General features: G+C 35.8%; 13 protein-coding genes. 7 read left to right on the top strand and 6 right to left on the bottom strand.

Annotated features, from left to right (window positions below; translation table 11 throughout):
• The first annotated feature begins 85 nt into the window (after window positions 1-85).
• Window positions 86-1,795, top strand: a complete 1,710-nt coding sequence (lysS, locus tag EKL98_RS10225) for a lysine--tRNA ligase (RefSeq protein ID WP_126462030.1) — start codon at window positions 86-88, stop codon at window positions 1,793-1,795.
• Window positions 1,796-2,125: 330 nt separating this feature from the next.
• Here lysS and EKL98_RS10220 read toward each other — a convergent pair whose 3' ends face one another.
• Window positions 2,126-2,677, bottom strand: a complete 552-nt coding sequence (locus EKL98_RS10220; RefSeq protein ID WP_126556148.1) for a carboxymuconolactone decarboxylase family protein — start codon at window positions 2,675-2,677, stop codon at window positions 2,126-2,128.
• An 88-nt stretch (window positions 2,678-2,765) separates the two neighbouring features.
• On the bottom strand, window positions 2,766-3,620 hold the full coding sequence (locus EKL98_RS10215; RefSeq protein ID WP_126562222.1) for a helix-turn-helix transcriptional regulator: 855 nt from the start codon (window positions 3,618-3,620) through the stop codon (window positions 2,766-2,768).
• Between the two features lie 511 nt (window positions 3,621-4,131).
• Between EKL98_RS10215 and EKL98_RS10210 the strand changes: the two genes are divergently transcribed.
• Window positions 4,132-4,596, top strand: coding sequence for a hypothetical protein (locus EKL98_RS10210; protein WP_126556142.1), 465 nt, complete (start codon window positions 4,132-4,134; stop codon window positions 4,594-4,596).
• A 192-nt stretch (window positions 4,597-4,788) separates the two neighbouring features.
• On the opposite strand, the gene hemL is transcribed toward EKL98_RS10210, so the two are convergent.
• The 4 genes from hemL to EKL98_RS10190 form a co-directional block, all read right to left on the bottom strand.
• Window positions 4,789-6,075, bottom strand: a complete 1,287-nt coding sequence (gene hemL / locus EKL98_RS10205; protein WP_126562220.1) for a glutamate-1-semialdehyde 2,1-aminomutase — start codon at window positions 6,073-6,075, stop codon at window positions 4,789-4,791.
• 32 nt (window positions 6,076-6,107) lie between these two features.
• On the bottom strand, window positions 6,108-7,013 hold the full coding sequence (locus tag EKL98_RS10200; RefSeq protein ID WP_126462017.1) for a glucosaminidase domain-containing protein: 906 nt from the start codon (window positions 7,011-7,013) through the stop codon (window positions 6,108-6,110).
• Entirely contained in the window at window positions 7,006-7,920 is a 915-nt protein-coding gene (locus EKL98_RS10195; protein WP_370453903.1) for a 1-aminocyclopropane-1-carboxylate deaminase/D-cysteine desulfhydrase, read from the bottom strand. The genes EKL98_RS10200 and EKL98_RS10195 overlap by 8 nt, the downstream gene beginning before the upstream one ends.
• Before the next feature lie 201 nt (window positions 7,921-8,121).
• Complete coding sequence (locus tag EKL98_RS10190; protein ID WP_126462014.1) at window positions 8,122-8,400, bottom strand: hypothetical protein; 279 nt, start codon at window positions 8,398-8,400, stop codon at window positions 8,122-8,124.
• A gap of 125 nt (window positions 8,401-8,525) precedes the next feature.
• Between EKL98_RS10190 and EKL98_RS10185 the strand changes: the two genes are divergently transcribed.
• From EKL98_RS10185 to EKL98_RS10165, 5 genes are read left to right on the top strand one after another with little or no spacing between them, the layout of a single operon-like run.
• Window positions 8,526-8,714 carry a DUF5522 domain-containing protein gene (locus EKL98_RS10185; protein WP_126462011.1) on the top strand — a complete coding sequence of 63 codons (189 nt, stop codon included), beginning with the start codon at window positions 8,526-8,528 and terminating at the stop codon, window positions 8,712-8,714.
• A 17-nt stretch (window positions 8,715-8,731) separates the two neighbouring features.
• Window positions 8,732-10,768 carry a urocanate hydratase gene (locus tag EKL98_RS10180; protein WP_126562218.1) on the top strand — a complete coding sequence of 679 codons (2,037 nt, stop codon included), beginning with the start codon at window positions 8,732-8,734 and terminating at the stop codon, window positions 10,766-10,768.
• Window positions 10,769-10,818: 50 nt separating this feature from the next.
• A complete protein-coding gene (locus tag EKL98_RS10175) occupies window positions 10,819-11,355 on the top strand; it encodes a DUF4136 domain-containing protein (protein WP_126455339.1) in 537 nt (178 codons plus the stop codon).
• A gap of 60 nt (window positions 11,356-11,415) precedes the next feature.
• Window positions 11,416-11,817: a group III truncated hemoglobin gene (locus EKL98_RS10170; protein ID WP_126562216.1), complete on the top strand. Its 402-nt coding sequence runs from the start codon at window positions 11,416-11,418 to the stop codon at window positions 11,815-11,817.
• Between the two features lie 36 nt (window positions 11,818-11,853).
• Complete coding sequence (locus EKL98_RS10165; RefSeq protein ID WP_233589418.1) at window positions 11,854-13,014, top strand: esterase-like activity of phytase family protein; 1,161 nt, start codon at window positions 11,854-11,856, stop codon at window positions 13,012-13,014.
• Window positions 13,015-13,483 lie beyond the last annotated feature (469 nt).

The raw sequence follows: 13,483 nt of genomic DNA, 5'->3' as shown, positions 1-13,483 counted from the left end.
ATATTCTGCTCCAAAAAACGGTACATTTTAAACTTTAAATTTTAAAACTTATATAGTATCTTTGCGCTCTTAAAATCAGCATAAAATGGCATTATCCGAACAAGAAATATTACGTAGAGAAGCACTTACAGAATTACGCAATTTAGGTATTGAGCCTTATCCTGCAGCCGAATTTATTACAACCTCATATTCTAGCGAAATCCTAGCTGATTTTGCAAAATACGAAGGTAAGGAAGTGGTTTTAGCAGGTCGTTTGATGGGGAAGCGTATCATGGGAAAGGCGTCATTTGCCGAATTGAAAGATGCTGAAGGGCGTATTCAAATCTATGTTTCGAGAGATGATATTTCGACAGATGAGGAGAAAACCATGTATAATGTCGTTTTCAAAAAACTGTTGGATATTGGCGATTTTATTGGGATTCGCGGAACGGTTTTCAAAACGCAAGTGGGAGAAATCTCGGTTCATGTTTATGGATTGACGGTTTTGGCCAAAGCCTTGAAACCACTTCCTGTTGTAAAAACGGATGCTGATGGAAAAACACACGATGCTTTTGCTGATCCGGAACAAAGATACCGTCGTCGGTACGTGGATTTGACCGTGAATGATCATGTAAAAGAAACGTTTATCAAAAGAACAAAATTGTTCAATGCAATGCGTTCTTTTTTTAATGACAAAGGATATCTTGAAGTAGAAACGCCTGTTTTGCAACCAATTCCCGGTGGTGCTGCAGCGCGTCCTTTTATCACGCATCACAACTCGCTTGATATGCCTTTGTACATGCGTATTGCGAACGAATTATACTTAAAAAGATTGATTGTTGGTGGTTTTGAAGGGGTTTATGAGTTTTCGAAAAATTTTCGTAACGAAGGAATGGACCGTACCCACAACCCAGAATTTACTGCCATGGAAATATATGTAGCCTACAAAGACTACAACTGGATGATGAAATTTGCCGAAGACCTTTTAGAACATTGCGCGATTGCCGTAAATGGAAGCTCAGAAGTTACTTTTGGAGAACATACCATCAATTTTAAAGCGCCTTACGCCAGAGTGACAATGACGGACTCTATCAAACATTTTACTGGATTTGATATTTCAGGAAAAAGTGAAACAGCGTTATTTGATGCTGCCAGAGGAATGGGAATTGATGTAGATGCAACCATGGGGAAAGGGAAACTGATTGATGAGATTTTTGGCGCGAAATGCGAAGGAAATTACATTCAGCCTACTTACATCACGGATTACCCAAAGGAAATGTCTCCGCTTTGCAAGCAACACCGTGACAATCCAGAATTGACAGAACGTTTTGAATTGATGGTTTGCGGAAAAGAAGTGGCAAACGCCTATTCTGAATTGAATGACCCAATTGATCAAAGAGCCCGTTTTGAAGACCAAATGAGATTGGCTGAAAAAGGAGATGATGAAGCCACAGGAATAATTGACGAAGATTTCTTGAGAGCATTAGAATACGGAATGCCTCCAACATCCGGAATGGGAATTGGAATGGATCGATTGATTATGTATTTGACAAATAATGCTTCTATCCAGGAAGTGTTGTTGTTCCCGCAAATGCGCCCAGAAAAAACTCAAGTTAAAATTGAATTGGAAGACGATGAAAAATTGATTATTGACCTTTTGAAAGTCAATGAAAACCAAATGGATTTTGGTTTACTAAAAATCAAATCGGAACTGAGCGGTAAAAAATGGGATAAAGCCATGAAAAATTTATCTTCTTTAGGATTGACCGAAGTTGTGGTAAATGGCGACAGCAAAGCGTGTCGATTGAAAGCCTAAGTGTATTATAGAGCTATATTTATAAAAAAGGAGCTTCAAATTGAAGCTCCTTTTTTATAAAGAATATTATTTTTTATGACTGTCCGTAACTGATACCAAGTTGTTTCTAAAGCAGTAATCATCAATCTAACCCGATATCGCGGATTTCATAGCAGTTACTTTTTTGATTCAGACCCAAATATATACTTTTTTGCCATTGATACAAGTAACGGATAGTCATATAGTTTAAATAGGACTAATGGTTACTATCCAAGGAATTCATCCATTTACGACTTGTGGTAAAAGCCAACACAGTGAGTAACTGCATTAGCAATTAAAAAAGATGTCTGATTATTTTTTCCAAGCTCTTCCGGCAAAAGCATCATCTAATTCAGGATTTGTGTTGTGATTAGAATAGTTACTAATTGTTTTTACCGCAATTCCAGCAATAATACCTAAAACATGCGTTTCTGTATATCCTGCGGCTAAAAAGGCATCAACTTCTTCTTGTGCAACATTCCCGCGGTTTGCAGTAAGCGAACGCGTTAGTTTTGATAAAGCGGCTAGTTTTAGATCTGGCACTTCTTTTCCATCGCGAATGGCATTGGTTACTTCAGTGGGTACTTTTGACATTTTATCGGCAATAAAACTGTGAGCAGCCGTACAATATTCACAATTATTTTCATAAGCTACCGAAAGAAAAACAACTTCTTGTTCTACAGAATTAAAACCTGAATTGGCTCTAAAGCTGTTGTATCCATAAATATAGATATCTAACAACGCTGGATTTTGCCCCATGCCTTTGTACATATTAGGTACAAATCCTAATGTTTTTTGAGTGTTGTCAAAAATTGCTTGAGATATTGGAGAAACTGGATTATTTTCTAATTTTAAATGTGCCATAATTTTTGTTTTATATTAATTAGTATTTGTTATTCAACATTACAAAGGTGCAACAAATAAGAAGCTTAGACTTTTGTAATTCGTTCAACTATTTGGATAATTGGTTCAAACGGAAATTCGATGGCGTTTGACTGTATTTTTCGTGAAAAAGTGTCGAAAAATTGGCTAAATCATTGAAACCACAATCGAAAGCAATGTTTGTAATGCGTTCATCAGATATTAATAAAAGTTCAGCTGCTTTTTCTAATTTTTTATTTCTAATATAATTGGCTGGACTATCGTCATAATTTTTTTTGAATTCTCTCTTGAATGATGAAAGACTTAGGTTGGTCATTTGAGCCAACTCTTCCGAACTTATAGGATTGTATAAACTATTTTCTATAATTTGCTTAAAAGTATAACTAGTAGGAGAAAAAAGTTGAGATAAAATTTGTTGAATAACAGGCGCATTTTTGGTTTGACATAAAAGCAGAATTATTTCTTTTAATTTAATGACTAACAAATCTTCGTTAATAAGTGTGGGATTGTCAAAATAAAAAAGCAAGCCTTCTATGTATTTTTGGATTAGAAAATCGTTATTGATTTGGGTTATATCAATAGTTTGATCGACTAATTTTGGTTGCTGAAAAATCTTAGGCAGATCGGTCTCATAAATTTTCTTGAGTATTTCAGGATGAAAATGGACAAATACGATCTGACTTTTTTTAGAAAGAGTATTGCCTTTCATTTGACTGAAGTAAGTACCACATTTGAGCAAAACCGCTTCGTTTACGGGTACTGATATACTTTGATGCTGCATTTTGTAGTCTACTTGCCCTTCGAGCATGTATAGAAAACAAGCTTCATTAGGCACTGGATTTGGGATTTTGAATGGTACTTCTATTGTCACTTTTTCAAAAATTATATTTCCGAATAATTGGTATTGTTTTCTTTCTGTAATCATTTGAATAGTGTTAAGAGCAAACCAACATCTCGTTTATTTTTTCCGAGACGAAAAACAAAAACCTAGTTTTAGAGTCAAATGGAATTAATCCCTTTATAAATTCCAGCTTCCACTTTTTTTAGCGATTTCCGTCAATGGCTATTCGTTTTTGTTTGTCGCTTTATAATTAGCTAAAGTACTATAAAATTTAGATTTCAAAACCATATCTAACTCTTTTACTACGATATTTAGCTTTTTTTTGATAGTCTTTACCATCGAGTCTAGAGTTAAATTACTACTGTTTTAGGGGTGCAAAAAAACAAATAATAAACCATAGTGATAGTTTTTTAGAATTTCACAACAAATTAACGATTGAGTTATCGCATTAATTATAAGTAAAGCTATCCCAAATCAGGATTTTAAATATGATTTAAACCTTTACTACCCTAAAATCAAACGATAATTTTTTGTTAAGGATTAAACTTTTTAGGTCTATTGTTATCTTATATACATAAAACTTAAAACAAAACAAATGAAAAAATTATTTATCGTTGCATTATTAGTTGTCGGAATGACAAGCTTTGCACAAGAAAAAGAAGCAAGACCGGAAAGAGCTCAAATGGAGCAATTAACTCCTGATCAAAGAAATCAACTGCAGTTAAAAAAGATGACTCTGGAATTAGATTTGAATGCTTCACAACAAAAAGAAATGAGTACAATCATCGCGGAACAAAGTACTAAAAGAGAAGCTAAAATGGCCGAACGAAAAGCAACTAAAGATTCAGCTAAAAAACAACCGACTTCTGACGAACTTTTTGCTAAGAAAAGCCAAATGTTAGATGAGCAAATTGTGATGAAAAAACGAATAAAAAAAATTCTTTCAGCAGACCAATATAAAAAATGGGATGAAATGAAAGGGAACAAACATCACGGAATGAAAAAAAGAATGATGCATCATAAAAACAAAAAACCAGTAGAAACGGGTAATAAAAAATAATCCTTTCACTTAAACTAAGTAATAACCATGGTATAATGTCGTATTTTAAAATCAGGATAAAATTATATAACAATCTGATTTAAAACTATTTTACTTAAAGTTAATTCTTTTGACTTTACGCCTTTTAAACTTTCGACTTACTTATTTCATCTTACTTCATAAAAAAGCCCCAAAATTTGGGGCTTTTTTGATTTAAAATGTTTTCGAAACTTTAGCTATCGCTTGAATGGTGAAATCTAAATCTGCATACGTTAATGCATCCGTAATAAACCACGTTTCGTAAGCGGATGGCGCAATATAAATTCCTTCCTGCAATAATCCGTGAAAGAATTTCTTGAACGTTTCGTTGTCGCCGTTTGCAGCCGTTTGAAAGTCTACAACCGGAGCCGCATCAAAGTGAACCGAAATCATTGAGCCAATAGTGTTGATTGTAAATGTAACATCATTTGCTTTCAGCACTTTATCAATTCCTGCCGCCAAATACGCTGTTTTCTCTTCTAGTCTTTTAAAAATAGTACGATCACTGTCTAAAGCTTGTAACATGGCTAATCCTGCGGCCATTGCCAATGGATTTCCAGACAATGTTCCTGCCTGATACACAGGACCTAACGGAGCAAGATAATTCATGATTTCTGCTCGGGCGGCAAATGCACCAACAGGCAATCCTCCACCGATTACTTTCCCAAAACAAACGATATCAGCCGTTACATGCAATAATTCCTGAACACCACCAGCAGCGAGTCTGAATCCGGTCATTACCTCATCAAAAATCAAGAGAATTCCGTTGTCGGTACACAATTGGCGTAAGCCTTCCAGAAAGCCTTTATTAGGCGGAATACAACCCATATTCCCCGCAACAGGTTCCACGATTATAGCAGCAATTTCATTTTTATTCGCATCTATTAAAGTGGCTACGTTTTCTAAATCATTGTATCGTGCCAGCAAAGTATCTTTGGCCGTCCCTGCTGTAACACCAGGACTGTTTGGCGAACCAAAAGTAATGGCTCCACTTCCGGCTTGTATCAAAAACGAATCCGAATGTCCGTGGTAACAACCTGCAAATTTGATTATTTTATCTTTTTTTGTAAAACCACGAGCCAGCCGTACAGCGCTCATACAGGCTTCGGTACCAGAGTTTACAAATCTAATTTTATCGATATTTGGAACCATAGCAACGGCTAAAGCAGCAATTTGTGTTTCTAATTCTGTGGGCATCCCAAACGAGGTTCCCAACTTCGCTTTCTCTATCACGGCGTTCACAACCGGTTCGTAAGCGTGTCCTAAAATCATTGGTCCCCATGAATTGATATAATCAATCAAACGGTTGCCGTCTTCATCGTACAAATAAGCACCTTTGGCACTTTTGACAAAAATAGGAGTTCCTCCCACTGCTTTAAACGCTCTTACAGGTGAATTTACGCCACCAGGAATTACTTTTTCTGCTTCAGCAAAAAGCTGACTACTTCTTTTATATAACATGTATGAAATTATGAATTATCGTTATTTTAAAATTATTTTACTACCAGTTTTTGTCCAATAGAAAGGGCATTGTCCGAGAGGTTGTTTTTTTGTTTTAAATCCTCAATCTTTAATTCGAATTTTTTCGAAATAGAATATAGCGTATCGCCTTTTTGAACCACATAGGAATCCAGCCCCTTAGGGATTGTATTTCTGGATTCAACCGTTAATTCTGTTATCATTTGTTTTTCATTGGACACATAATTAATATCCAGAACCTGATTGTCATATTCATGCAAATTGTAGCGTTCAATATACGAAATCAATTTATCCGGATATTTAGGATCTGTGGCATATCCGGCGGCTTTTAAGCCTTTGGCCCAAGCTTTATAATCGCCTTTTGAGAATTCAAATAATCCAGCATAGCGGCTTCTTCCTGTTAAAAATAAAGCGTGATCTTTAAATGATTCTGATGGATTGTCATATTTTCTAAAACATTCCTGTGCAGCATCGTCATCATGCCTGATACTTTCACCTGTCCAGCCTACATGGCATTTTATTCCAAAATGATTGTTCGCATTTAAAGCCAAATTACCCTTCCCGGCACCAGACTCTAAAATGGCCTGCGCTAAAATAATACTTGCAGGAATACCATAATTCCTCATATTGCCCATTGCAATATCTTTGAATATGGAAACGTAGGTTACAATCACATCATTTGTAACTATTGTTTTTGAAGTTGAAACAATCTCTTCCGTTTCACTATTATTCAGTTCTTTACTTGATGATTTTCCTGCGGTGGCACGTACTGTTTTGGTTTTCTTTTCATATCCCTTTTTAGCCGTCGTAGCAATTTTTGATTTTGAAGGCGCTTTTTTGGTAGTAACAATAATTGGTTTAGTGGCATTACAACTCACCAAAGTTATTAGTATAAATAGCAGTAGGATTTTCTTAATCATTGATCTCAATTATTGGTAATTGTTTGTTCCGAAGTTTCATATTCATTCCCTGAATTCCCTGAATTCCGCCCGTATGAATTAGTAAAATTTTTGATTGGGCAGGAAAATAGTTTTTTTGAATTAGATCTATAACACCAAAAACCATCTTTCCCGTGTAAATTGGATCTAAAGGAATCTTATTTTGCTTATAAAATGAATTGATAAACCCGATTAATGCTTCATTAACTTTTCCGTAGCCCCCAAAATGATAGTCTGTAATGAACTCCCAGTTTTCATTTTGTACAAAACTACGAATTTCTTCTTTCAAAAAGTCGCCTTTTAAGGCCGGAAACCCTAAAACTTTTTGATGCGGCAAAGCACTGTTTATGATACCGGAAATGGTACCGCCAGTTCCTATCGCACAACAAATATAATCAAATTGAGCATCTTCCTGAGTTAGAATTTCCTCACATCCCTTGATAGCAAGATCATTAGTCCCGCCTTCCGGCAGGAGATAAAAACGACCGAATTGTTGTTTTAATTTCTCCAAAAATGAGTCATCACTTTTTAACCGATACGCGTCTCTTGAAATAAATTCCAGTTGCATTCCACAATTTTGAGCGAAAATTAATGTTGGATTCTCTGAGATTTTACTTTCTAATTCCTCACCACGGATAATCCCGATGGTTTTAAATCCTTTTTCTTTTCCCGCATAAGCCACAGCTGCTATATGATTGGAAAAAGCACCTCCAAAAGTAAGCAATGTGGTCTGCTCGTTTTTTTTGGCTTCAAGCAAATTGTATTTCAGTTTTCTAAACTTATTTCCGGAAACAAAAGGATGAATCAAATCTTCTCGTTTGATGGTTACTGAAATAGAGTTCGGAAATGCTGTAATTACCTTTTGATTCAAACGAATATTTTTTGACACAAAGGTAAATTTATATATAAAAAAATACAACCTTTATAGATTGCATTTTGTATTAATTCTTTTCAAGTGGATTTAATTTTTAATTATAATTTTCTGACCACCTCTATTTTGTCTTTTGTAGCTAATTTTACAATGTAAATACCATCGCAAAGACCCGCAGTAGAAAACGCATAGCAGGTATTAACTCCCGAATTTTCTTTCTTAAAAAATCAATTTTCCGGCTACATCATATAAACCACAAGCAACAAGATCCAATAACAAGAGATTACTGATTTTTAGATCTTTTGCAGAATTGTTTTGATAAATTACAAAATTTTTACGCACTGCCTCTTCAACTCCTAAACGGGAATTGTTTTTAAAGGTAATTTCAAACTGGGTATTATTGACACCAGCTGGAAGTGACAACTCATGGAAATCGTTTTTCATCTCTAATCCATGATATCCTTTTGGAATTAAATATTTAGAAACAATCAGAAACATTCGCTATAAAATTATAAATTTGTACTACTAAAATGGTGCTTTTTAATGAAAAAGCGCAATCATTTGAATCCCAATTTAGCAATTGAACGAAATCGAATGACGCCTGCAATCGCACAATACCAAATATGATGGACCAAAGTACTGAAAATAAATTAATAGAAGGGGAAGATTTCTATTACACACCCGAAGGCTATAAATGTTTTACTGAAAAACACCATTTAAAACGGGGTTATTGCTGTAAAAGTGGCTGTCGCCATTGTCCGTATAAAAGCCCGCTAACCCCCAAAGGGGGAAAAAGAAGAGATTATGAATAATAAAAGCTTACATTACTATGACTAATTCACCTCACATAACTCCTACCACAATTCCGATTTCAGAAACCAGGACCCTTTTTCAAGAACAAATACAACAAGGAATCCCATCGGTTTTACCAAAACCAAAACCATACGATATAGACATCAATCACGCACCAAAGCGTAAAGAAATCCTTTCGAATGAAGAAAAAAAATTAGCCCTTCGTAATGCTTTGCGTTATTTTGAACCAAAACATCATAATGAGCTAATAAAAGAATTTCGACAAGAATTAGAAATATACGGCCGTATTTATATGTATCGCTTTCGTCCCGATTATGAAATGCGTGCGCGTCCAATAAATGAATATCCTGGAAAAAGCGAACAAGCCAAAGCAATTATGCTGATGATTCAAAACAATCTGGATTCCGCCGTGGCACAACATCCGCACGAATTGATAACCTATGGCGGCAATGGAGCTGTATTCCAAAACTGGGCACAGTATTTATTGACGATGCAATACTTATCAGAAATGACCGATGAGCAAACATTGACGATGTATTCCGGGCATCCAATGGGATTATTTCCCTCGCATAAAGAAGCGCCACGAGTTGTAGTAACAAACGGCATGGTAATCCCTAATTATTCTAAACCGGATGATTGGGAAAAAATGAATGCTTTAGGCGTTTCTCAATACGGCCAAATGACCGCCGGAAGTTACATGTATATTGGCCCGCAAGGAATTGTACACGGAACAACTATCACGGTTTTGAATGGTTTTCGTAAAATAAAACGCAGTCCAAAGGGCGGATTATTTGTTACTTCTGGTTTGGGCGGAATGTCTGGCGCACAACCTAAAGCCGGAAATATTGCCGGTTGTATCACCGTTTGTGCCGAAGTAAACCCTAAAATTACACATATTCGCCACAGTCAAGGATGGATTAATGAAGTGATTGAAAATATTGATGCGCTGGTAAAAAGAGTCGCTTTGGCGCAAACCAATAATGAAATTGTGTCCATCGGATATCTTGGAAATGTGGTTGAGGTTTGGGAAAAATTTGACCAGGAAAACATCCATATTGATTTAGGATCAGATCAAACTTCGCTACACAATCCTTGGGCAGGTGGCTATTATCCTGCTGACATTTCCTTTGAAGAAGCCAATGAAATGATGGCATCAACTCCTGATTTATTTAAAACAAAAGTACAAGAAACATTACGACGTCATACGACAGCAATCAATAAACACACTGCCAAAGGAACGTATTTCTTTGATTATGGAAATGCTTTCTTACTGGAAGCTTCCCGTGCCGGTGCAGATGTCATGGCAGAGAATCACATCGATTTCAGATATCCGAGTTATGTACAGGATATCATGGGACCCATGTGTTTTGATTACGGTTTTGGCCCTTTCCGATGGGTTTGTGCTTCGGGAAAACCAAAAGATTTAGCCAAAACAGATGTAATTGCTTGCCAGGTTTTGGAAGAAATGTCCAAAACAGCTCCCGAAGAAATTCAGCAACAAATACAAGACAATATTCATTGGATAAAAGGCGCACAAGAAAACAAATTGGTTGTAGGCTCACAAGCACGAATCCTTTATGCAGATGCTGAAGGACGCGTAAATATTGCCGAAGCTTTCAATCAGGCTATTGCCAAAGGCGAAATAGAAACCGTAATTTTAGGTCGCGATCACCATGATGTTTCCGGCACCGATTCTCCATACAGAGAGACTTCTAACGTTTATGATGGCTCAAGATTTACCGCCGATATGGCGATACAAAACGTCATTGGAGACAGCTTTCGTGGAGCCACTTGGGTATCCATTCACAATGGCGGTGGCGTGGGCTGGGGAGAGGTAATAAACGGCGGATTTGGTATGGTTCTTGATGGTTCAAAGGAAGCGTCAAGACGTTTAGCATCAATGCTTTTCTGGGATGTCAACAACGGAATTTCCAGAAGAAGCTGGGCTAGAAATGAAGGAGCAGTATTTGCAATAAAAAGAGCGATGCAAACGGAACCTTTATTGAAAGTAACCATCCCTAATATAGTCGCTGACAATTTGTTGGATTTTTAAAAATTTGAACGTATCTTTAATAAACATTTAGTAATCAAAAAAAACAGGTCATGAAAGCAATTAAACTCCTTCTCGCATTTCTACTTTTAGTATTTGCCTCTTGCGCTTCCGTAAAAGTATATTCTGATTATGATAATAATGTCGATTTTACTCCATACAAAACGTATGCTTTTCATAAAAAAGGCATAGATCGAGTTGAAATATCAGAATTGGACAAAAAAAGAATACTCAATGCCATAGATCGAGAATTAAGCAAAAAAGGAATGACCAAAAGTGAAAATCCAGATTTGCTGATTAATATATTAACTAAAGAAAGAGAACGCACTGACGTAAATCAGTTCAACGCAGGATGGGGTTACGGATGGGGTTGGGGATGGAATCCTTACTTTTGGGGAGGCCGCAGCAGTTTTGTTTCCTCATCAACAGAAGGGACATTGTATATTGATTTAATTGATGCCAAGAAAAAAGAATTGGTTTGGCAAGGCGAAGGAGTTGGTTATTTGACCGAAACCCGAAGTGAAAAAGAAAAACAAATCAACGAATTTGTGGCAAAAATTCTTGAACAATTTCCGCCCAAAGTAAAATAGTTTACCATCACATTTCAACATAAAAGCCTACCTTTGCGTAGGCTTTTTTTATACCTAATTATGGCACAATTTAACGACATTTCCACATTCGAAGATATCAAATTACTAGTGAATACTTTTTATTCTAAAGTTCAAAAAGACGAATTTATCGGACCCATATTCAACGAAAAAATAGGCAATCGCTGGCCGGAACATTTAGAAAAAATGTATCGCTTTTGGCAAACTATTTTACTTGAAGTGCATTCCTATTCCGGAAGTCCATTTCCACCACACAAACAATTACCGGTCGCCAAAGAACATTTTGACCGCTGGATGCAAATTTTCACTGAAACAACTGACAACTTATTTTCTGGTCCATTAGCCGACGAAGCTAAACTTCGGGCAAAAAATATGGCTGAAATGTTTAATTACAAAATTGACTACTTCCGCAATCTTGAGAAAAGTCAAACGGACAATTCATAGTTTTTAAAGTGGGTTTAATCCAAAATATGTTCCTTTTTGCAAACAGCAACAAATTATTATATGCGCAATTTATTATTACTTGTCGTTTTACAAGCTTTCCTCATTTCTTGTTCCAATTTAAAGCAAACAGCTGACAACAAGTCAACCCCAAGTTTAAAACTAATCAGTTCCATTGAAATTCCTTTTGAGGAAACGTTTCAAAACACAAAAGTGGGCGGATTGTCCGGAATCGATTATGATGCCAAGAATGATTTGTATTATTTGATCAGTGACGATAGATCCATGTTTAACAATTCAAGATTTTATACGGCAAAAATTCATTTGCTCGAAAATAAAGTTGAACGTATTGATTTCCAAAGTGTCACCACTTTAAAAAATGCAACTGGGAAAGCGTTTGGCAATTGGAACACCATGCCAACTACTTCAGCAGACCCGGAAGACATCCGATTCAATCCAAAAACGAACACTTTGGTTTGGAGTAGCGAAGGCGCTCGAGTGCTAACAGCAGATAAAGAAATTTTACAAGATCCTTCTCTAAATTTCATGAATTTAAAAGGTGATTTTCTAGGCAATGTCACCTTACCGGAAAATTTAAAAATGCAGAAACTGGAAAAAGGTCCGCGAAACAACGGCACTTTAGAAGGAATTACTTTTGACAAAAACTATAAAAATGTCTATACCAATATTGAAGAACCATTATTTGAAGATGGCGACCAAGCCAATACTAGCAAAGGCGGTTTGATTCGGCTGTATCAATTTGATGCCAAAACAAAAAAGAACACCGCTCAATACGGCTATAAACTGGAACCTATTGCTCATGAACCTGTTCCGAAAGGTGCTTTTGGTGTAAATGGCGTTTCGGCAATTCAGTATTATGGTAAAAACCAATTGCTGGTTGTGGAACGCTCCTATTCTACCGGGACACAAGCCTGTTCGGTTAAAGTATTTATGTGTGATTTAAAAAAAGCAACTAATATAAAAAACTACAGCTCTTTGCAAAATCAAAAATTCGAATTGGCTTCTAAAAAACTGGTACTTAACATGGATGATTTGGGAATTTTTATTGATAATATCGAAGGACTTACTTTTGGTCCAAAATTGGCAAATGGTAATCAATCTATTATTTTCATTTCAGATAATAATTTTTCAGATAAACAAAAAACGCAGGTTTTGGTGTTTGAGTTGGTGAAGAAGTAAATCCAAAAAATAGCTATCAATCCTCTATCCAGTTCGCCAAAGAACATATTCAGTACCAACAAAAATGAGAATGCACAATGTTTAATTTAGCGGAAGTCAATGAAACATAATTGGAGAATGTTTGAAATTATACTATCTGGAATTCAGATTTGCCTCGGTATTTTAATATGGTTTTTTGTCTATTTAACTTGCAATCAATATTATACTTTTTTGTGGAAAAATCCATTAATGGACCATCATAGCATTGTTCAAATGGCTGTCAGAAAAAATATAACTTTAGTAATTCTATCACTTATTGCTATTTCATCAGCAATACTTTTAATCAAAAACTTATCTCAAGGGCCTGGGTGATGAGTGTTATAACTTGGATTATGCTTATAATAACATTGATAATGCGAATCAAGGGTTAAAATGTTAAGTTTATAAAAGCGGAAGCGATTTTTCCGAAGATATGAATCAACAGTCCTTT

Source organism: Flavobacterium bomense, from assembly GCF_003970355.1.
The sequence above is the reverse complement of the archived record's forward strand: the minus strand, read 5'-3'. Positions and strand labels throughout refer to the sequence as shown.